This window comes from Sporomusa acidovorans, assembly GCF_900101845.1.
In the GTDB taxonomy this organism is placed as follows: Bacteria; Bacillota; Negativicutes; order Sporomusales; family Sporomusaceae; genus Sporomusa; species Sporomusa acidovorans.
On record NZ_FNAM01000001.1, the window covers coordinates 102212 to 122576 of the forward strand.

Sequence of the window (20365 nt, forward strand, 5' to 3'; positions counted from 1 at the left end):
TTTTGCAGGATATAGCGTAGTAGATATGGAAAAAATATACTAGCTTTTAATCTATGGCTATTTGTGAAGGAGTCCAACACTATGAATAGTAACATCGAAAGTACGTTAGTACTGCTAAAACCTGATGCCGTACAACGAAAACTTTGCGGAGAAATTATCCATCGATTTGAGCGCAGAGGGCTATTGATTTCCGCACTCAAATTACTGCAATTGACGCCGGATATGGCGGCTAATCATTATGCTGAACATAGAGGCAAACCATTTTATCCGTCGCTAGTCAAGTTTATTACTTCAGGTCCATTGGTCGCCATGGTACTTTCCGGACCAAATGCCGTCAAAGTTGTCAGAACCATGATGGGGTCAACCAATCCGGTAGAGGCGTTACCCGGAACTATCCGCGGCGACTATGCAACAATTATGTCATATAATATTGTGCATGGTTCCGACAGTGCAGCCAATGCAACCCGGGAAATCGCTATTTATTTTACTAAGCAGGAAATTATTCAATATGATTGGGAGGATTGTTATGAGTAAAGTTTATACTAAAACCGGTGATAAAGGAACAACTAGTCTCCTCACCGGCGAACGGGTCAGTAAGACAAGTGCCCGCGTAGAAGCCTACGGTACTGTTGACGAAATAAACTCCGCGTTAGGGTTAGCCCGTGCCCATTGTACTAAGACGGAAGTCAAAGATACCATACTCAAACTTCAGAATTTGTTAATGTCAATTATGGCCGATTTAGCCAGTACCGGCGGTGATAAGGAGCATTATGTAACAGCCGGACATGTAACAACTCTTGAGCAAATAATTGATGAATTTGATAGTAAACTGCCCCCACTAAAAAATTTCATTATTCCGGGTGAAACACCGGGCGCAGCAGCACTTGATTTGGCCCGAACAGTTACAAGGCGGGCAGAACGTCAGACCTTACGTCTGAAAGAACAGAAAGCCGATAACAACGTGACGGACGACTTGTTAATCAGCCTAAATCGTCTGTCAGACTTATGTTTTGTGTTATCTCGTTATGAAGCAGAGAGTAAATAGTTAAAGGTGATGAATTATGCCGATTTATAATTTTATCTGCAATGAATGTGGTGAGAAGTTTGAACAATTATGCCGTATTAGCTGGCAGGGAACTGTTACCTGTCCCGCGTGCAAGCAGACTGATGTTAAAAAAGTAATTTCTCTTATTAGCAGTCATGGTCGTTCCGGAGGCGATAGCAGCGAATGCTCAGGCAAAAGTTGCAGTGGTTGCAGTGGCTGTAAATAGCATTGGGCGCCATTTCCTATAAAAAAACCTTTTGCGCTAAAAGAAAGATAGATATTGCACAACTTTGCTCAATCCGCATAAACTATATTGATAACGTAAGGTTGCATAAACTATCGATATAGTTCAATGGGGGGCGAGCACTATGAATTTTCATTTTTATGTGATGTCACTGCCGGGACCGCTGCGTAAATTGATGCGTATGTTCATAAAAGGATAGACAATCTGTACATACAAAAAGAGCTATTGTCAGGCAGTAGCTCTTTTTGTATGTACAGGGGGATTTTTCTTTCTTTATTTTGTTTTATTTTTCCAATATAATTAAATGGAAAAAATTTATAAATATGGAATAAAAACTAGAAAAATTGATCATTTTAACTTAAACAAAGTTGACTGAAAAGCAGGAATATTTGTAGTAAACAGAGAATTATTCTAATCATATGTCAGTAGGGAATTTAAGCAGACCACAACAGGAGGGGACTAGCCATGAAAGAGTACAAGAGCGACAAGTTAAGAAATGTTGGAATTGTAGCCCACGGCGGAGCCGGTAAAACATCCTTGACAGAAGCCATGTTATTTAATTCTGGCGCGGTTAACCGTTTAGGACGTGTTGATGATGGTTCGGCGACAACTGACTTTGAACCGGAAGAAGTCAAACGTAAGGTAACAATTAGTACGGCTTTAGCGCCTTGCGAGTGGCGCGATTACAAAATAAATTTTGTCGATACCCCGGGCTATGCTGATTTCGTTGCTGAAGTTAAGGGCGCTCTACGGGCTGTTGATAGTGCGCTCATTGTGCTGTGCGCCGCTGCTGGCGTGGAGGTAGAAACCGAAAAAGTATGGAAATATGCTTCTGAATTAGGTATGCCGCGTATCGGATTTATCAACAAAATGGACCGGGAAAACGCTGACTTTTATAGTGTTGTCGAAAGTATGAAGGAAAAATTCGGCAATGGCGTTGTCCCGGTTCAATTGCCGATCGGCGCTGAGGATAACTTCAAAGGTATTGTTAATATACTCAACATGAAAGCCTACCTACCTGACAAAACAGGTAAGGAATATACGCAAGCCGATATTCCGGCAGATATGTCAGATAAAGCCGAAGAAGCAAGAATGGCACTTATTGAAGCAGCCGCGGAAGGCAATGATGAGCTTTTAACTAAATATCTTGAAGGAGAAGAATTAAGCGATGACGAAATAAAAAACGGTTTATTAGCCGGTATTGCCCAAGCCAAAGTATTTCCGGTCTTCTGTGGATCAGCTCTTAAAAATATTGGTGTAAAACAGGTGCTTGACTCCATTGTTACTTACCTGCCAGCCTCGGATGCTACTTCGGTTTTGGGTTATCACCCTGTGAGTAATGATCCTGTTGAAAGAAATAGTACCGATCCTTTTTCCGCTATGGTCTTTAAAACAACCGCCGACCCCTTCGTTGGCCGCTTAAGTTATATTCGTCTGTTTTCCGGCAGTATGAAACCGGATACTACTCTCTATAACGCCACTAAACAAAAAGCTGAACGTATTGGGACGATCTTTACGCTAAAAGGCAAACATCAAGATCCAATCACGAATGCAAACGCCGGCGATATTGTCGTTGTAGCGAAGCTGCAGGAAACCGCTACCGGTGATTCTCTCTGCGACAAAGATAATCCCATTTTATTTGAACAGATTGCTTATCCCAAACCGATGTTTACCCGCACGGTTGAAGCCAAGAATAAAGGTGACGAAGATAAGATTGGGCAGGCGTTAGCCCGTCTCATGGACGAAGATCCAACCTTCAAAGTCCGTAAGGATGTGGAAACCCATCAATTGCTTATTTCCGGTATGGGTGAACTGCATTTGGATATTATAGCTGAACGTATGAAAAGAAAGTTCGGCGTTGAAACCCTGCTGGCTACACCAAAAGTGCCTTACCGTGAGACTATTCGCGGTTCAGCCAAAGTAGAAGGCAAACACAAAAAGCAAAGCGGGGGACATGGACAGTATGGTCATGTCTGGCTGCAACTGGAACCACTCGCTCCTGGTAAGGATTTTGAGTTCGTTGATTCAATTTTTGGCGGTGCCGTACCACGTCAGTATATTCCCGCTGTTGAAAAAGGCGTAAAAGAAGCTTTAACCGGTGGCATACTTGCCGGCTATCCCATGGTTGATGTCAAAGTAACCTTAACTGATGGCTCATATCACACAGTCGATTCATCGGAGATGGCTTTTAAAATTGCCAGCGCCATGGCATTGCGTAAAGGCGTTTTACAAGCCAAACCCGTTTTGCTTGAGCCAATCTATTCTATAGAAGTTGTTGTCCCAGAACCCTATATGGGTGATGTCATTGGGGATCTTAATACCAAGCGTGGACGAATTCAAGGTATGGAGCCCATTGGTGACGGACTTGGAAAAGTAAAAGCGCAAGTACCATTGGCGGAAATGTTCCGCTACAGTATTGATCTTAGATCCATAACCCAAGGACGCGGTTCCTTTGATATGACTTTTTCTCATTATGAAGACGTACCGGCGCGTATTGCCGAATCAATCATTGCCAATGCCAAGAAAGATAAAGTAGAAGAGTCCTAATATAAGATATAAGGAAGAGTAAGCCTTGGTAGGGAGTTTGGACATCTGCCAGGGCTTTTTTCATGGAAATTTTGCTACAGCCGCCATATTGCGGTAAAATATGAGTAACATGAATTATATCATTAATTTTCGGAGGATTATTATGAGCAAATTCGTTTTGCAACAAGCTATAAATAAAGTTTGGTATGGAACATTTACCAGCTTTGCGGCGTTAGGCATCAAACATGGCATATCTACTCGTCTGGGAGGCCATAGCGCTTCTCCTTTTGCCAGCCTAAACCTGGGACTGCATACTGGTGATGATGCTGAAGTTGTTTGGCATAACAGACAGTTATTTTGTCAAGCCGTGGGCTTGACCGCAGAGAAAGTAGTCACTGCCGAACAAATACACGGTGATTCCATCTATCGAGTTACCGCAACAGATGCCGGGCGCGGTGCCCAACACTATGATGAAGCGATAAAAGGTACCGATGCGCTTATCACCAATGAACCGGGTCTGCCGTTAATGTTGTTTTTTGCTGACTGTGTACCGGTACTTATTGTTGACCCGGTAGCCAAAGCCATTGGCATAAGCCACGCTGGCTGGAAAGGTACGGTTGCCAAAATTGCGCAAAAAACTATATTCGCTATGCAGCGTCAGTTTCATACAAACCCGTCAGACTGCCTGGTAGGAATTGGGCCGTCAATCAGACCTTGCTGCTATGAAGTCGATGAAGCCGTAATTAATAAGCTGAGTGTGGAGTTTGACCATTGGGACAGACTGGTAAAGCCAACAGGTGAAAATCGCTGGCAACTAAATTTGTGGGAAGCCAATCGTCAACAACTTAACGAAATTGGTATCAGAGACAATAATATTACAGTTAGCCAAATATGCACAGCCGACAATACGGCCCTATTCTTTTCCCATCGTGCCGAGAAAGGCAATACCGGGCGAATTGGCGCCATTATCTCCTTATAGTAATTTTTGTAAACATATGTAGTTTTTAAATGCTATTTATTTCTTGAAATTAACACTTTAGCAAGCTATAATAGAATAAACGTCAAATAATTGACACTAAGCAAAGACGCTGTATTTCCTTTGGGAAGATAGCGTCTTTTTGACTATAAGGAGGTATGACAGCATGCTCCCATTATGCATAAAAGACATTATTATTACCAATGTTATCGTAATGGATCCATCAACCGTACTTGCTGACGTGGCTAATGTTATCGCGAATAATGAACAAAGCGCCATTATTATAAGAGCAGAGAGCAACTGGGGCTATATTACGTTAAACGACCTCAGCCGTACCGGTCAATGTGCCCAAGATATTGCTAATTTTGATGCTGTAATTACTTCAGCCTCCTGTTTAGATGACATAGTGGAAAATTACCCGGCAAATCTGCTGCGAACACCTGTTTTGTTTGAAGATGATCAAAAAATAGTAGGGATCAGTACTCCTGAATCATTAATTGATGCACTGCTTACCCAATACCATCTTCAGCAGGCACGTATGACAGCTGTTTTAGATACGGTTGGTGAATCGGTATGTATTATTGATCCGAATAATAAAGTCGTAGTATGGAATAAACGCGCCGAGAGACTATATGGCATTGCCGCTGATAGTATTTTAGGCAACCGGATTGATAATTTTTTTACAAATTTGCTGGTGAAAAAGGCGCTTGCTGAGCAGCTCGTTGTCAAAGATCAATATCATAAACCTTGTTCAAGTACCCATGTACTTATTAATGCCGCCCCCATTTTCCTAAAAAGCGAGGTTGTTGGCGGAGTTAGTGCCGAACGCGATATTACCGAAGTGGTAACACTGAATCAGGAACTCACGCGAACTAGCCGCAAAGTGCAGTCCCTGGAAAGCCAAATTGATAAAATCAACGCCGGAACCGATGCATTTGCCAATGTTTCCGGCCACAGCCCAGGCATAGTAACCGCCGTGAGCATGGCCAGACGAGTAGCAGCTACCAATGCGCCACTACTTATCAGAGGTGAAAGCGGTACAGGCAAGGAAGTATTTGCCAGGGCTGTACATACGGCCAGTGGCCGTCAAGGTAAATTCATGGAAATTAACTGCGGGGCCATTCCTGCCAATTTATTTGAAAGTGAACTTTTTGGCTATCAGTCCGGAGCTTTTACAGGCGCTGACAAAAAAGGAAAGGTAGGCCTGATTGAACTTGCTGACGGCGGTACCGTATTTCTCGATGAAATTGGTGAAATGCCGAAAGAGATGCAGGTAAAATTACTCAGAGTTCTCCAAGAAAAAAGTTTTTATCGGGTAGGCGGTGAAAAACCAATACAAGTAGATGTGCGAATTATTTCGGCTACCCATCGTGACCTGGAAGAAATGATAGTTACTGGCGATTTTCGAGAGGATTTATACTACCGCCTGAATGTTGTCACCTTATATTTACCTCCGCTGCGTGACAGACGGGAAGATATTCCCGAATTAGTATACCGCAAGCTCAAAAACTTTACCGCCAACTCTAACCAGGAAGCTGTAATTAACAAAGTGGATCCGGCGCTTATGGCCGTTTTTTTAGAACACGACTGGCCGGGAAATGTCCGTGAACTTAATAATATTCTGGAGCGTCTGGTCATTCTTACCGATGGTGACAGCTTAACAACAGCTAATTTGCCGCCTAATTTTCTTACTAATGGGCATCACGGCAAGCCTATTGACAAATTACCCGAAAACGCCAAACTAAAAACCATTCCGGAATTATCAACCCTGGAACGTTTACTTATTGAGCAAACCTTGAAGGAAGTTAACTTCAATAAAGCAATGGCAGCGAAAAAACTGGGCATTCCCCGCAGTACCTTGTATTATAAAATGCACCAATTTAACTTGGAAGATATTAATGTCAATAAATAGACGACAGCGTCAAAAACTTGACACATTTATGATTTGCGCCTCCTCAGCCAGAGGAGGCGTTTTTTTTAAGAGCAATCCTATTTACTGGTTTTCTCAATGAAATTTTCGTCGCTATTTATATTGGCACACTTCTTGCTGTTTAAATAGACAAGGAGGTGCAGTTATGCGAATTACTAATCATCCAATTTTAGAGTTTCCCCCAAAAGAAAAAGTCTCATTCAGCTTCAATGGCCAGTCACTTGAAGGTTATGCTGGTGAACCTATTGTTGCCGCGCTGCATGCCGCCGGTATCACAGTGCTTAAACATAGTCACGAACTGAATCGGCCGCGAGGATTGTTCTGCGCAATCGGCAATTGTTCATCCTGCTTAATGACTGTTAACGGGATGCCAAATGTGCGGGTATGTGTTGAACCACTCGTTGAAGGTATGAGGGTAGAAACTCAAGTGGGAAGAGGTAAACTGCCATGAAAATAGATATTGCAGTTATCGGTGCCGGCCCTGCAGGCTTAATGGCAGCTATTCAAGCCGGCAGTCAGGGAGCTTCGGTGCTTTTAATTGAGCGTGCCGCCAATTTAGGCGGGCAACTCATCAAACAAACACACAAATTTTTTGGTTCTAAAAGCCAATTCGCCGGTGAACGCGGTGTAACTATTGCCGCTATGCTAATAGAAAAAACACTAAGCAATAAAAATGTTACCACCTGGACAAATGCCACTGTATTGGGATATTACCAGGAAGAAAAAGTTCTGACCGTCAACCGTCAGGGCAATTATGCTACAGTACAGGCAAAGAAGATCATTGTTGCTACCGGTGCCTCTGAAAAAACATTGGCTTTTCCGGGTAACGACCTACCTGGCGTTTACGGCGCCGGTGCAGTCCAAACTTTGATGAACGTTTATGGCGTTATGCCTGGCAAGCGATTATTAATGATAGGCGCAGGCAATATCGGCCTAATAGTAGCGTATCAACTGCTACAGGCCGGCGTAGAAGTTGCGGGCATTGTGGAAGCAGCCCCGACAATTGGCGGTTACCTGGTTCATGCCGCCAAAATCCGCCGGGCCGGTATTCCCATCTATACTTCTCATAGTATAAAAGCTGCTTATGGCTCACCTGCCCTAAACAAAGCAACCATATATCGGCTTGATAAAAATTGGCAGCCAATCGCCGGTACTGAGTTTGACCTTAGGATTGACGGACTCTGCCTGGCCGTCGGGCTTACACCGCTTGCCGAGCTATTGTGGCAAGCTGGCTGTCAAATGCTCTATGTGCCGGAACTGGGCGGTTATGTGCCATTACGCGACGATACATTACAGACTACCCAGCCTGATATCTATGTTGCCGGTGACGTAGCCGGCGTTGAAGAAGCCTCGGCGGCCATGGTCGAAGGTAAATTAGCCGGAATGGCTGCTGCTGCCGGTATCGGACTGTTGACATCTTCCCAGCAAGAAAATTATAGCGAACTTAAAAACCAATTGACTGTCCTTCGAGCTGGAGATATCAGTAATAAAATACGTTTCGGCCTTGCTAAGGCAACAATCAGCAGTCAAGCGGAGGTGATGCAAAATGCTTGAACAAACAGGGATACCGACTACCGATAAAATTAGTGCTGTTTTGCCAGTTATGGAACGTTTAAACAAGGGGCCGATCGCAATCTTTGAATGTTTTCAAAATATTCCTTGTAATCCCTGCGTTGATGCTTGTCCGCAAGGGGCGATTTCTATTGGTGCTGATATCAATGAGCGCCCGGTACTTGATGAAAGCAAATGCAATGGCTGTGGTATTTGTATAACACATTGTCCCGGTCTATCCATTTTTGTTATTGACTATGCTTATGCCCCGGATACGGCTTTGATTAAATTGCCGTACGAATATTGGCCGTTGCCTGCGACCGGTGAAACCGTGGATGCCTTGAACCGTCAGGGGAAAGCAGTCGCTGCCGCCGAAATTGTGCGGGTACAACAAAATAAAAACAAGACAAATGTGGTATGGGTATCTGTCCCCAAAGCATTAATTATGGAAGTGCGGGGCATCGCCCTGCGAAAGGAGGGCTAAACCATGACTGAGCCTGTTATTATCTGTCGTTGTGAAGACATTACCCTTGAAGAGATTCAAGAACTTATCAAACAAGGAAAACATACCATAGAAGAACTAAAACGCGAATGTCGGTGCGGCATGGGTCCTTGCCAGGGGCGGACTTGTACCCCGCTTATTGCGCAAGAACTGGCCAAAACGCTAAAAAGTAATGTCGGCGATGTTGCCTTACCGACGTTCCGGCCGCCGACTGCCCCCATATCGTTAGGTGCTCTAGCCAGGGGTGACAATCATGATTAAGCAGGCAGATATTGTTATTATTGGCGGCGGTGTTGTCGGTTGTTCTATAGCCTACAATCTCGCTAAAGCCGGAGCCGGAAAAGTGGCTGTCATTGAACGCGCCTATTTGGCCAGCGGGGCAACAGGCCGCTGTGGTGCCGGTGTCCGGATGCAATGGGGAAGCAAGACAAATTGTCTGCTCTCTCGCGAAAGTGTTAAGATCCTGGAAAACTTGCCGGCTATCCTCGAAGAAAAAGACGATATTGAGTTTAATCAAAGTGGTTATTTACTGCTGGCCTATACCGATAAAATGGTAGATCAGTTCAAGAAAAATCTTGTTTTGCAAAATTCTCTTGACATTCCAGCCAGATGGACCACACCGTCTGAGGCAAAAGAAATTGTTCCCCAATTAAACATAGAAGGTCTCCTGGGAGCCACATTTTGTGGCAAGGATGGGCATGCTAATCCGTTTAAGGTAACCAGTTTGTACGCTAAAGCGGCACGCCGGTTGGGGGTAGAATTTTATACTTATACGGAAGTTACGGATATAACCGTTAAGTCCGGTAAAATTACAACAGTTCATACCACAAAAGGTGATATTGACACAAACACCGTAATCAATGCGGCTGGCGGCTATGCCAAAGTAGTAGGCCGCATGGCTGGTGTAGAGTTACCGATCTTCCCGGAGCGGCATGAAATCCTCGTCACCGAACCGGTTGAACCTATGCATATGCCGATGGTTATGTGTTTTTACCACAATCTTTATTGTCAGCAAACTCCACACGGCAGCTTTATTATGGGTATCGGTCATCCCAATGAACCAGAGACCTTTACCATCAAATCAAGCTTGTCATTTCTTCCGGAAATGGCAAGGCGCATTACGAAAATTTTACCGCCGTTAAAGAATCTTAATGTTATTAGACAGTGGGCAGGTCTCTATGATATGTGTCCTGACCGAACACCTATTTTAGGCGAAGATTCCGCATTGAAAGGGTTCTATATTGCTGCCGGTTTTAGCGGACACGGCTTTATGATTTCACCTATAGTGGGCAAGCTTATGGCGCAAACGATTATGGGATCACCTACAGATATCCCAATTACTATGTTTAGTGCTGAGCGTTTTGCTCTCAATCAATTATATATAGAGCCATCGGTTGTTTAAATTTGTTTGTCACATAAACAATGACAGTAAAAAAACTTAAAAATAATCTAAAATTATTCTTGCTTATTTTTATTTTCTGTAATACAATGTTTATTGTAAGGAAACAAAAGTATTTAATATGTTAAGCAAAGATGCTTTTTGAGGAAACATTTTTCCTCAAAAAGCTTTTTTTATTCATTGCTTTAGCAACAATATAGCCGTCGGGGGTGATAGATCTAAATTTTGATGAATCATATAAAACCAGGTAAACTAAGAGAGGAGAGGAATTTATGAGTAAAGGGTTTAAATTGGCAGTTTTATTGACAATGCTGGTAATGCTGGTCGGTTTAGTGTCAGGCTGTGGTGATTCCGGCAGCAAGGATCTCAAAATTGGCGTAGTGTATGAATTGACAGGCAATACTGCTTCTTTTGGTACTGCGGCAGCCAATGGAGCAAAGCTGGCTTTCAAAGAAATCAATGCTAAGGGTGGTGTTCTTGGCAAACAAATTCAGTTAATAGTTGCGGACAACAAAGGGGAGCCTTCAGAGTCAACAAATGCTATGACCAAAGTAATAAATCAGGACAAAGTAGTTGCAGTAACCGGCTTTACTGTAAGCTCTAATGGTATCGCCGGATCGACTGTAGCTGAAGCGAATAAAATTCCGTTCGTAGCGGCAGCAACTACCAATCCCAAAGTTACCCTTGATGAGAAATCCGGTAAGGTAAAAGATTTTGTCTTCCGCGCCTGTTTTATTGATCCGTTCCAAGGTACGGTTGGTGCCAATTTTGCACTTAATAGTTTAAAGGTCAAAAAAGCCGCGATTATGATTGATAATTCTAGCGACTATAGCAAAGGCTTGACCCAATTCTTTAAAGATGCCTTTACTAAAGGCGGCGGCCAAATTATAGCTGAAGAGGCATTTTTGCAAAAAGACCAAGACTTTAAGGCCATCCTAACCAAGATTAAAGCTCAAAATCCTGATATACTCTATATTCCTGCTTATTATGAGGAAGTAGGCAAGATAGTAAAACAAGCTCGTGAAATGGGTATCATGGTACCTGTTCTCGGCAGCGACGGCTGGGACTCTCCCAAACTGCCCGAAATTGGTGGTCCTCAAGCTCTGAACAATACTTATTTCACTAACCTTTATTCTGTTGAAGATACTAACCCCGCTTCAAGAGCATTTGTTGAAGCATACAAGAAAGAATATGGACAAACTCCTGATGCCATGTCAGCTATGGGCTATGATGCCGCCTACTTACTGGTAGACGCCATTAAACGCGCTAACAGCACCGATGCAGCAAAAATCCGCGAGGCACTTGTGGCAACCAAAGGATTCAAAAGTTTGAGCGGTGATATGGATTTAAGTCCTAACCATGATGCTATCAGAAGTGCAGTAATCATCGAAATGAAAGATGGTAAACAAGTTTACAAAGAAACTATAAAACCGTAATTGTAGCCTAAAAAATCACCGTCCGGCTTAGACTGGACGGTGATTTTTTTAGTAGCAGAAAACCAGAGGGTGTCTCTTATAGTTTTTATGTAAAAAGATACAATAATATATGTGATTTTTAGAGGAAAATTCTGTTTGTGGGCGAATATCTACTAAAATGGAGGGTTTGCCATGTCTATAGCGCAAAATATTGCTGAAATTGAAAATAAAATATTCGCTAACAAGGTTAAACTTGTAGCCGTTACGAAAAATCACAGCGTTTCCGCAATGCTGGAAGCAATTGCTGCCGGGGTAGTGGCCGTAGGTGAAAACCGCGTTCAGGAGACACTCGCAAAATATCCGGAAGTTACCGTCCGGGCGGCAAAACCGGTAGAATGGCATCTAATAGGTCATTTACAAACCAATAAAGTCCGCCAGATTGTCCCGCTGATCGATCTGATTCACTCAGTCGACAGTGAACGGTTAGCTGTAGAAATTGATAAAATTGCCGGTACTTTAGGTAAACGGCAAGAGGTGCTTGTACAGGTTAATGTCGCGGATGAAGACAGCAAATATGGTATTTCCGTTAATCAAGCTCTACCGTTAGCAAAATTTATCAACAATCTGGAAAATGTCAGGCTTTGCGGTTTGATGACGATTGCACCTTTTAGCGAAAATCCCGAGACAGTACGTCCTGTGTTTAAAGAACTTTATCAGTTGTTTGGCGAATTAAAGGGGCTGAATCTTGCCAATACTGATATCAAGTGGTTATCCATGGGGATGACAAATGATTATATGGTGGCTATTGAAGAAGGAGCAAACTTAGTGCGTATTGGCACTGGAATATTTGGTTCGCGTCAATAATAAGGAGGAGAGAGTAAGGTATGAAGTTCATGGAAAAGGTTTGGGGCAGTCTTGGTCTGTTCGAACCATCAGAGCAAGAGGATGAGCGTCCAAAATTAGAGGAACCTGAATCAAAAAACAAGCAAAGAAATAGTAATGTAGTATCATTGCCGATAGCCCCGAATAATAATAGTCAGCCGCAAGCTAAACAAGTTAAGGTTATGGTCGTTGAACCTTTTTCATTTGATGATGCTCAACATATTGCCGATTATCTAAAAAATCGCAAACCGGTTGTCGTTAACCTGGAAAGCACTGATCCCGATATTTCCAAACGCATGATTGATTTCATCAGTGGTACTACTTACGCTTTAAACGGTCAAATTCAAAAAGTAGGCAATAATATTTTTCTATGTGCTCCCAGCAATGTTGATGTTGCCTATAGCCCACGGGAAGATGTCAGTGATAAGACATTTATACCTTGGGGAAATAAATAAAAGTTAGAGCACCAGACGGAGGAACTATGCTAAAAAATAAACAAATTGGCTTCATTGGCGGCGGCGCCATGGCTGAAGCACTCATTCGCGGCATTTTAAATGCAGGGCTGGTAGTGCCGTCGCAAATACTGGTAAGTGATGTTTCCGTAGAACGTCTGGACTACCTGCGTGGTACTTTTACGATTTTAACAACCACCGACAGTCAGGAAACAGCAAGGCAGTCTGATATTTTATTTCTAACAGTAAAACCTCAGGTCATTAATGGCGTTATTGATACAATTGCTCCGGTAGTGTCCAAATCCACCGTACTGGTAACGGTGGCTGCCGGCGTAACAATCAGCACTTATCAAAACAAGATGCCGGGAGTACCGATCATTCGTGTTATGCCCAACACACCGGTTGCCGTAGGCGAAGGCATGTCTGCCATGGCACTGGGAAAATATGCGACCACAGAAGTAAGTAAACCTGTGGCTCAGGTTTTTTCTTCTGTTGGCCAAGTTGTTACGGTCAGTGAAGACACGATGGATGCCGTTACCGGTCTGTCAGGCAGTGGTCCGGCCTATGCCTTTGTTTTGATTGATGCTCTCACAGATGCGGGTGTCAGAGTAGGTTTTTCACGCCAAACAGCCGTTCTGTTAGCAGCACAAACCTTACTAGGAGCCGCTAAGATGGTGCTTGCAACCGGAGAGCATCCCGCCAAACTGCGGGATATGGTAACATCGCCGGGTGGTACTGCCATTACAGGTGTTCATATCTTAGAACAAAACGGGGTACGAGCTGCTCTTATCGACGCTGTTGTTGCCGCTACTAACCGCTCACGTGAGATGGGGAGACGGTAATGAACGAACGTGATAAAATTTTACGTTATTACCGGTCCTCAGGTGATGCTGAGTTAGCGGCAAAACTGTTGGATCTGGCAGAAATTGCCCTTAAAACAAAAAAATATAAAGTCAGTGACTTTCTTGATCCTTATGGATTAAGTATTGCCGAAACTATTATTGCGCACTATGAAAGATTGGCACTGGAAACAAGCGGTGGCTATCCCGGAGCGGAACGGGTTAAAGCGGCTTTTGTTGATACTGATTTTCTTGAATATGCTGATTCTTTCGCATTTGATTTGGCAGCAATCTTAATAAAATGTGACAGCCGCTATTACCATCTGTCACACCGTGACGTTTTGGGAGCGCTTATGGGGCTCGGAATCAAGCGAGAGGTTTTAGGTGATATTATTATGGCCGGAGATCAGTGTTATCTCATAGCCGACTCAGCTATGGCCGCCTATATAATCCAGAATTTAACCGAAGTCGGACAGGCTGTCGTGTCTGTTGCCGAGTGTGCTCTTGCCATGATTCCGGCAAAAGAGGAAAAAGTTAAGGAAATCCGGGCAACGGTAGCTTCTTTGCGATTGGATGCCGTAGCTGCGTCCGGTTTTGGGACCTCAAGGACGAGAATGGCCGAAGATATCACGGCTGCTAAAATCAAAATAAACTGGCAAGAAGCCAAAAGCCCATCGCAGGCCGTAAAGGTTGGCGACATAATTTCAATGCGTGGCCGCGGCCGGATCGAAGTGATTGAAGTTCCCGGGCAAACCAAAAAAGGTAGGTACAGCATTTTACTTAAGCGATTTATGTAATAGAATAGGGGTGGAGAGTTATGCTTACGCCATTAGACATTCATAATAAAGAGTTTAAGCGCGGTTTTCGTGGCTATAATGAAGAAGAGGTCGACGAGTTTCTGGATAATGTTATCAAAGACTATGAAACCCTTTACCGCGAAAATATAGAATTGAAAGATACCATTGAACGTCTTAACAGCAAACTCGAACATTATCAACATATGGAGAACACTCTCCACAGTACGCTTGTCATTGCACAAGAAACAGCTGAGGAAGTAAAACTTAATGCCAAAAAAGAAACTGAGTTGATTCTTAAGGAAGCAGAAATCCGTGCGCAAAAACTAGTCGAGGAAGCTCTGGCTAAAGTTCGCAGAATGACTGGTGAATATGAGGAACTTCAAAAGCAATCGCAAATTTTCCGTACTCGTCTGCGTACTCTTTTGGAAGCCCAAATGGAAATGCTCAATACAGTCGAAGAGGATGAAAATTAGTTTTGCCTGATCATGGACTTACTATTGGCCTTTTTGCCGCACTCGCGCCCTATATTTGACTTTACTCGTCAATCATGTATAATATATGGGTATATGATAATATGGTATCAGTAATGACGGAGACGTGCTCTGATGGCGGTTTACAGCGAACCGGGATATGGTGTAAGCCCGGTAATCAATATCATAGCTTTTTCAATCTCTCCCGAACTGCAGGCTGAACATTTAAAGTAAGCTTCGCCGCCTGACGCCCGTTATTGCGTTTTCAAGTGACTTATAATAAAGTCAGTAGGGTGGTACCACGGGAATTTTAACTCTCGTCCCTTTTTAGGGATGAGAGTTTTTTTATTTATTATTGGAGGTGCTAATTTTGGATTATAGCAAAACACTGAATCTGCCGCAGACAGATTTTCCGATGCGGGCTAATCTTCCTGAACGGGAACCCAAAATGTTGGAATACTGGCATGAACAAAAAATTTATGAGAAGAAACTTTCCCAAAGCAAGGGAAAAACAAAATTCATCCTACACGACGGACCGCCGTATGCCAATGGTAATATTCATATCGGCACGGCATTAAATAAAATTCTTAAGGATATTATTATAAAATACAAATCATTACAGGGATTCGATGCGCCTTATGTTCCGGGCTGGGACACACACGGCCTGCCTATTGAACATGCGGCTATCAAAATTCTCGGCTTAAACCGTCATGAACTCAACCCCCTTGATCTGCGTCGCGAATGTAAGCAGTACGCACTGAAATGCCTTAACCTTCAGCGGGAAGACTTCAAACGTCTGGGCGTCGCCGGTGACTGGGAAAATCCATATATAACATTAATTCCTGAATATGAGGCCGAACAAATCAAAGTCTTTGGCGAAATGGCCAAAAAGGGCTATATCTATAAAGGATTAAAGACGGTTTACTGGTGTACCTCCTGTGAAACAGCACTGGCAGAAGCCGAAATAGAATATGCGGAAAAGAAATCACATTCCATTTATGTAAAATTTCCGTTAATTGATGATAAAGGCAACTTGCCTGCCGGTGTTGACCGGGAAAAAGTGTATGCCGTCATCTGGACGACAACCCCCTGGACAATGCCGGCCAATGTGGCAATCTGCGTTCACCCTGAGATTGAATATGCCTGGGTAAGAACAGGTGATGAAATTTATCTTTTAGCCAGCGAGTTAGTAGAAACTGTTGTCAAAGCTAACAACTTAGGGGAATATACCATACTGGCAACGATGAAAGGTGAAAAAATTGAAGGTATGGTATTCCATCATCCGTTTATTGAACGGGAGTCGCCTATTATTTTAGGCGAGCATGTAACGTTAGAAGCCGGTACCGGTTGCGTACACACTGCTCCCGGACACGGCCAGGAAGACTTTGAAGTAGGTATGAAATATGATCTGCCGATAATTTGCCCGGTTGATCCTACTGGCAAATTTACTGCGGAGGGCGGTAAATTTGCCGGCATGACTGTTGCTGATGCTAATGTGCCGGTCATAAAAGAATTGGCGGCACATGGACGGTTATTGGGCAAAGGTTCGGTCAAACATCAATATGCACATTGCTGGCGTTGCAAAAATCCGATTATTTATCGTGCGACAGAACAATGGTTTGCTTCGGTTGACGGATTTAGAAGCGAAGCACTGGAAACAATTGCCCATAAAGTTCAATGGATTCCCAGTTGGGGTGAAGATCGCATCCACAATATGGTTGCCGACCGGCATGATTGGTGTATTTCACGTCAGCGGGTTTGGGGAGTTCCCATACCGATTTTCTACTGTGCCAAATGTAATGAGCATATAATAAACGATGAAACAATTACTGCGGTTAAGGAAATTTTCCGGCGTGAAGGTTCCGATGCTTGGTGGTCCAAAAAACCGGAGGAAATTCTCCCTCAAGGCTTCACATGCCCACATTGCGGCCATGGAGAATTCAGAAAAGAAACCGATATTATGGATGTATGGTTTGATAGTGGTTCCAGCCATGCGGCTGTTCTCAGGCAGCGTGAGGAACTTCAGTGGCCGGCGGATTTATACCTGGAAGGCAGTGATCAGCATCGCGGCTGGTTTCAATCTTCGCTATTAACTTCGGTAGCCACGCAGGGCGCAGCGCCATATAAAGCGGTCCTAACCCACGGTTTTGTTGTGGACGGCGAAGGGCGTAAGATGTCTAAATCGATTGGGAATGTTATTTATCCGCAGGAAGTTATTAAAAAATATGGTGCCGATGTTCTGCGTCTGTGGGTGGCATCAGCCGACTATAAAGCCGATATTCGCATTTCCAATGATATTCTTAAACAATTGTCCGAAGTATACCGCAAAATTCGCAATACCTTCCGTTACATTCTAGGCAACCTACATGACTTCAATCCCGATACTGACAAAGTTTCTTTTAATCAATTGCTGGAGATTGACCGTTGGGCACTTATGCGTTTGGAACAAGTCCGTTCCAAAGTCACCCAAGCCTATGAAACATATGAATTCCATCTGTTATATCATACTGTTCATAACTTCTGTGCCGTAGATTTAAGCTCGATTTACCTGGACATTCTTAAAGACCGCGTTTATACCGCATTGCCCGCTTCGATTGAGCGCCGTGCCGCGCAAACAGCCATGTATGAAATTCTTAATACCCTGGTAACACTGGTTGCACCTGTATTAACTTTCACCGCAGAAGAAGTATGGCAATATATGCCTAAAAGAAAAAATCAACCCGAGAGCGTACAATTAGCCAGTTGGCCGCTAGCTCATCCTGAATATCTTGATACTGCGCTGGAAGCTAAATGGGCGAAGATACTGGAAATGCGTGGTGAAATTACTAAGGCTTTGGAAACAGCAAGGCGCAATAAGGTAATTGGTCATTCATTAGATGCTGCGGTCAGCCTTTATGCTGCCGGTGAAGAACTAACTGCACTCTCTGCCATCCAGGATGATTTAGCTACGTTACTCATTGTCTCTAACGTAACTTTATCTGACAGATTTGAACAAGCTCCGGGTGAAGCCTACCGGGTTGCCGAGATGCAACTCGCTATTGCCGTGGCTCCGGCACAAGGCATCAAATGCGAACGTTGTTGGATTTATAGCCCGACAGTGAACCTGGATAATGAGCATCCGGCTCTTTGTCAGCGCTGTGCTACTGTAGTAAAAAACATGTAAGTTTGATAAACCGGGAGCTAAATCCCGGTTTATTTTCATTTGCCGGGTAATAATAATACAGGTGGAGGACGGTTGTATGGACAATAAACATCGGGTAAATACTACTAATGAAAATACAGATAATAATCAGTCCGAATTTGTAGCCAAACAACTAGAAAGGCTTGTAAACCGATTGGAGGCCATGCGAATTGCCGATTATATGGAATTGTTGGAACGGCCGGCCAGACTGATTTTTACTAATTTTGTTGCCGGTATTGCCCGTGGTTTAGGCATTGCAATTGGTGCCAGCTTAGTGTTTGCCCTCTTGCTCTCTTTTCTAAAGCAACTGATTCTGCTTAATATACCTGGTATCGGTGGCTTTATAGCTGATATTGTCCGGTTTGTTGAAGCTAAGAAAGGAACATTTTAATTATCAATTTAGGGAAGGTGGCCTATGACAAAAGATATTTTTGATTGCATTCGTGATAGTCACAGTGTTCGAAATTTCCAGTCAGAGCAAATTCCCGAGCCTACTCTTACAAGAATTCTGGAGGCCGGTAATATGGCCCCCAGTGCCGGAAACCTGCAACCTTGGTATTTTTATGTGGTACAAGATCCATCTGTACAAGAGAAGCTTGCTAGCGCAGCTTTTGACCAAAACCAAATTATTGACGCACCAACCGTTGTGGTTATTCTGGCTGACCCTGCCCGGTCCAACGAAAAGTACGGTGAGCGTGGTGCTCAGCTATATTGTCTCCAAGACTCAGCCGCCGCCGCGCAAAATATTCTTTTAGCCGCCGAGGGATTGGGAATTGCCGCTTGCTGGGTCGGTGCCTTTGACGAAAAAAAAGTTCAGGAAGCCGTAGAAGCTCCACCACGTCTCAGGGCTGTTGCGTTGATTTGTTTAGGTTATAGTGATGAATCACCAAAAGACTATAAAGAGCGACTACGCTTAAAAGAGGTCGTCAAATTTATCCATTAATAGTAATGAACACTTAGCTTTTGCCGACATGACAAACTCCCTTAAAGCCTAAAGGACCTCTAACCAAAAAGTAAACCGAGCGGTTATCCGCTTGGTTTACTTTTTACATTAGCAGCCAGTATAGCATGTAAGATAATAAATAAGGTCGATAAGGTTTCTGCCGAACATTTCACCAAAGCTAGAAAACGGCCGGGTTTTCTAATTATGAAGGATTCTAATTTTTCTTGTTTAATTATAAAAAGGTACTGGGTATACTATTTAGGTTGCAACCTTACTCACCGCATGCAAAAACGATGAATGTGATGAATATTTTGTATAAAAAGATCTATGGGCTAGGAGGTGGCTTGATGACCTGTCCCAAGATAAACTATATGGTGTTACTAACCAGAATTGGCGTTTTAGGACTGGCTATTGCCGCCTATTTTTGCTTTCCCGGAGTACAAGAATTTGCTACAGAGGGTATTACATACTTAAAACATCGTAACTTTGGGGGATTACGGCAATTTATTTTATCTTATGGTCTATGGGCTCCCGTAACAAGTATTGCTTTAATGACATTACAGTCTATAGTACCTCTGGTTCCGGGACTTATTATCACCATTTCAAATGCCTGGATATTTGGCTGGAAATATGGCGCCCTTTATTCGTGGTTTGGAGCCCTTTTAGGCGCAGCTCTGGATTTTGGTATTGCCCGCTGGTATGGACGGCCGGTAGTTGAAAGATTTATCAGTGCCAAATTCTTAAATTTTACAGATAGATTTTTTAAAAGGCATGGCATATTTGCTGTGTTTATTACACGTTTGGTGCCATTAATACCTTTTAAAGTAATCAGTTATGGCGCGGGTCTAACTCAACTCACCCTATATGAATTTGCTGCAGCAACTGCGATCGGCCAAACACCAGCCATAATACTCTATTCCATATTAGGCCAAAACCTTTCCCATAGTGTAAAATCAGTAGTAATGATTACCTCGCTGTTGGTTCTTGCCGGTTTGGTTGTTTATTACTATCGTAGCACTATTGAGCGCTATTTTACTTCTTACAATGATAAATAAGTAACGGCGCAGCAATTCATGTTGTGCCGCTTTACGTTTGGTAAAAATTCCGGTATCATGTTATATAGCTTATATAATAGATCAGGATAGGAGAGAAGACTGGTGCCGATATCATTATTAGCAACCATTGCTGCAGTAGTTGTCATCCTTGACCAGTG

Annotated in this window: 21 protein-coding genes; all 21 read left to right on the top strand. The window is 43.3% G+C overall.

Annotated elements, in window-relative coordinates; translation table 11 throughout:
• Positions 1-93 precede the first annotated feature (93 nt).
• Positions 94-534 (top strand): nucleoside-diphosphate kinase, encoded by a 441-nt coding sequence (ndk, locus tag BLR65_RS00580; protein WP_093792000.1) that lies wholly within the window; start codon positions 94-96, stop codon positions 532-534.
• Positions 527-1045 carry a cob(I)yrinic acid a,c-diamide adenosyltransferase gene (locus BLR65_RS00585; protein ID WP_093791408.1) on the top strand — a complete coding sequence of 173 codons (519 nt, stop codon included), beginning with the start codon at positions 527-529 and terminating at the stop codon, positions 1043-1045. Before ndk ends, BLR65_RS00585 begins: the two co-directional genes overlap by 8 nt.
• 16 nt (positions 1046-1061) lie before the next feature.
• Positions 1062-1271, top strand: a complete 210-nt coding sequence (locus BLR65_RS00590; protein WP_093791410.1) for an FmdB family zinc ribbon protein — start codon at positions 1062-1064, stop codon at positions 1269-1271.
• Positions 1272-1754: 483 nt separating this feature from the next.
• Positions 1755-3836: an elongation factor G gene (gene fusA, locus BLR65_RS00595; protein ID WP_093791412.1), complete on the top strand. Its 2082-nt coding sequence runs from the start codon at positions 1755-1757 to the stop codon at positions 3834-3836.
• Between the two features lie 142 nt (positions 3837-3978).
• Positions 3979-4794 (top strand): peptidoglycan editing factor PgeF, encoded by an 816-nt coding sequence (pgeF, locus tag BLR65_RS00600; protein WP_093791414.1) that lies wholly within the window; start codon positions 3979-3981, stop codon positions 4792-4794.
• 163 nt (positions 4795-4957) lie between these two features.
• The gene (locus BLR65_RS00605; RefSeq protein WP_245692260.1) at positions 4958-6703 is read left to right on the top strand and encodes a sigma 54-interacting transcriptional regulator; all 1746 of its coding nucleotides are present in this window, start codon (positions 4958-4960) and stop codon (positions 6701-6703) included.
• A gap of 163 nt (positions 6704-6866) precedes the next feature.
• The gene (locus BLR65_RS00610; protein ID WP_093791416.1) at positions 6867-7172 is read left to right on the top strand and encodes a (2Fe-2S)-binding protein; all 306 of its coding nucleotides are present in this window, start codon (positions 6867-6869) and stop codon (positions 7170-7172) included.
• Complete coding sequence (locus BLR65_RS00615; protein ID WP_093791418.1) at positions 7169-8275, top strand: NAD(P)/FAD-dependent oxidoreductase; 1107 nt, start codon at positions 7169-7171, stop codon at positions 8273-8275. The genes BLR65_RS00610 and BLR65_RS00615 overlap by 4 nt, the downstream gene beginning before the upstream one ends.
• Positions 8268-8756: a 4Fe-4S dicluster domain-containing protein gene (locus tag BLR65_RS00620; RefSeq protein WP_093791420.1), complete on the top strand. Its 489-nt coding sequence runs from the start codon at positions 8268-8270 to the stop codon at positions 8754-8756. The genes BLR65_RS00615 and BLR65_RS00620 overlap by 8 nt, the downstream gene beginning before the upstream one ends.
• 3 nt (positions 8757-8759) lie before the next feature.
• Positions 8760-9035 (top strand): (2Fe-2S)-binding protein, encoded by a 276-nt coding sequence (locus BLR65_RS00625; RefSeq protein WP_093791422.1) that lies wholly within the window; start codon positions 8760-8762, stop codon positions 9033-9035.
• A complete protein-coding gene (locus BLR65_RS00630; protein ID WP_093791424.1) occupies positions 9028-10176 on the top strand; it encodes an NAD(P)/FAD-dependent oxidoreductase in 1149 nt (382 codons plus the stop codon). Before BLR65_RS00625 ends, BLR65_RS00630 begins: the two co-directional genes overlap by 8 nt.
• 269 nt (positions 10177-10445) lie before the next feature.
• The gene (locus BLR65_RS00635; RefSeq protein ID WP_093791426.1) at positions 10446-11609 is read left to right on the top strand and encodes an ABC transporter substrate-binding protein; all 1164 of its coding nucleotides are present in this window, start codon (positions 10446-10448) and stop codon (positions 11607-11609) included.
• A 171-nt stretch (positions 11610-11780) separates the two neighbouring features.
• Positions 11781-12452, top strand: coding sequence for a YggS family pyridoxal phosphate-dependent enzyme (locus tag BLR65_RS00640; protein ID WP_093791428.1), 672 nt, complete (start codon positions 11781-11783; stop codon positions 12450-12452).
• A gap of 20 nt (positions 12453-12472) precedes the next feature.
• Positions 12473-12925 carry a cell division protein SepF gene (locus BLR65_RS00645; RefSeq protein ID WP_093791430.1) on the top strand — a complete coding sequence of 151 codons (453 nt, stop codon included), beginning with the start codon at positions 12473-12475 and terminating at the stop codon, positions 12923-12925.
• Positions 12926-12951: 26 nt separating this feature from the next.
• Positions 12952-13764, top strand: coding sequence for a pyrroline-5-carboxylate reductase (gene proC / locus BLR65_RS00650; protein WP_093791431.1), 813 nt, complete (start codon positions 12952-12954; stop codon positions 13762-13764).
• Positions 13764-14558: a YlmH family RNA-binding protein gene (locus tag BLR65_RS00655; protein ID WP_093791433.1), complete on the top strand. Its 795-nt coding sequence runs from the start codon at positions 13764-13766 to the stop codon at positions 14556-14558. The genes proC and BLR65_RS00655 overlap by 1 nt, the downstream gene beginning before the upstream one ends.
• A 20-nt stretch (positions 14559-14578) precedes the next feature.
• A complete protein-coding gene (locus BLR65_RS00660) occupies positions 14579-15031 on the top strand; it encodes a DivIVA domain-containing protein (RefSeq protein WP_093791435.1) in 453 nt (150 codons plus the stop codon).
• 358 nt (positions 15032-15389) lie between these two features.
• Entirely contained in the window at positions 15390-18191 is a 2802-nt protein-coding gene (gene ileS / locus BLR65_RS00665; RefSeq protein ID WP_281241472.1) for an isoleucine--tRNA ligase, read from the top strand.
• A 76-nt stretch (positions 18192-18267) separates the two neighbouring features.
• The gene (locus BLR65_RS00670) at positions 18268-18600 is read left to right on the top strand and encodes a DUF5665 domain-containing protein (protein WP_245692263.1); all 333 of its coding nucleotides are present in this window, start codon (positions 18268-18270) and stop codon (positions 18598-18600) included.
• Positions 18601-18624: 24 nt separating this feature from the next.
• Positions 18625-19152 carry a nitroreductase family protein gene (locus tag BLR65_RS00675; RefSeq protein ID WP_093791439.1) on the top strand — a complete coding sequence of 176 codons (528 nt, stop codon included), beginning with the start codon at positions 18625-18627 and terminating at the stop codon, positions 19150-19152.
• 224 nt (positions 19153-19376) lie between these two features.
• Positions 19377-20207, top strand: coding sequence for a TVP38/TMEM64 family protein (locus tag BLR65_RS00680; protein WP_245692264.1), 831 nt, complete (start codon positions 19377-19379; stop codon positions 20205-20207).
• Positions 20208-20365 lie beyond the last annotated feature (158 nt).

What these genes read in the sequence shown, in the direction of transcription:
- BLR65_RS00625 (WP_093791422.1), top strand. Translation starts at nt 8,760, where the DNA reads ATGACTGAGCCTGTTATTATCTGTCGTTGTGAAGACATTACCCTTGAA.
- BLR65_RS00645 (WP_093791430.1), top strand. Translation starts at nt 12,473, where the DNA reads ATGAAGTTCATGGAAAAGGTTTGGGGCAGTCTTGGTCTGTTCGAACCA.
- fusA (WP_093791412.1), top strand. Translation starts at nt 1,755, where the DNA reads ATGAAAGAGTACAAGAGCGACAAGTTAAGAAATGTTGGAATTGTAGCC.
- pgeF (WP_093791414.1), top strand. Translation starts at nt 3,979, where the DNA reads ATGAGCAAATTCGTTTTGCAACAAGCTATAAATAAAGTTTGGTATGGA.
- BLR65_RS00655 (WP_093791433.1), top strand. Translation starts at nt 13,764, where the DNA reads ATGAACGAACGTGATAAAATTTTACGTTATTACCGGTCCTCAGGTGAT.
- BLR65_RS00620 (WP_093791420.1), top strand. Translation starts at nt 8,268, where the DNA reads ATGCTTGAACAAACAGGGATACCGACTACCGATAAAATTAGTGCTGTT.
- BLR65_RS00670 (WP_245692263.1), top strand. Translation starts at nt 18,268, where the DNA reads ATGGACAATAAACATCGGGTAAATACTACTAATGAAAATACAGATAAT.
- BLR65_RS00635 (WP_093791426.1), top strand. Translation starts at nt 10,446, where the DNA reads ATGAGTAAAGGGTTTAAATTGGCAGTTTTATTGACAATGCTGGTAATG.
- proC (WP_093791431.1), top strand. Translation starts at nt 12,952, where the DNA reads ATGCTAAAAAATAAACAAATTGGCTTCATTGGCGGCGGCGCCATGGCT.
- BLR65_RS00615 (WP_093791418.1), top strand. Translation starts at nt 7,169, where the DNA reads ATGAAAATAGATATTGCAGTTATCGGTGCCGGCCCTGCAGGCTTAATG.
- BLR65_RS00605 (WP_245692260.1), top strand. Translation starts at nt 4,958, where the DNA reads ATGCTCCCATTATGCATAAAAGACATTATTATTACCAATGTTATCGTA.
- BLR65_RS00630 (WP_093791424.1), top strand. Translation starts at nt 9,028, where the DNA reads ATGATTAAGCAGGCAGATATTGTTATTATTGGCGGCGGTGTTGTCGGT.
- BLR65_RS00590 (WP_093791410.1), top strand. Translation starts at nt 1,062, where the DNA reads ATGCCGATTTATAATTTTATCTGCAATGAATGTGGTGAGAAGTTTGAA.
- BLR65_RS00585 (WP_093791408.1), top strand. Translation starts at nt 527, where the DNA reads ATGAGTAAAGTTTATACTAAAACCGGTGATAAAGGAACAACTAGTCTC.
- BLR65_RS00660 (WP_093791435.1), top strand. Translation starts at nt 14,579, where the DNA reads ATGCTTACGCCATTAGACATTCATAATAAAGAGTTTAAGCGCGGTTTT.
- BLR65_RS00610 (WP_093791416.1), top strand. Translation starts at nt 6,867, where the DNA reads ATGCGAATTACTAATCATCCAATTTTAGAGTTTCCCCCAAAAGAAAAA.
- BLR65_RS00675 (WP_093791439.1), top strand. Translation starts at nt 18,625, where the DNA reads ATGACAAAAGATATTTTTGATTGCATTCGTGATAGTCACAGTGTTCGA.
- BLR65_RS00640 (WP_093791428.1), top strand. Translation starts at nt 11,781, where the DNA reads ATGTCTATAGCGCAAAATATTGCTGAAATTGAAAATAAAATATTCGCT.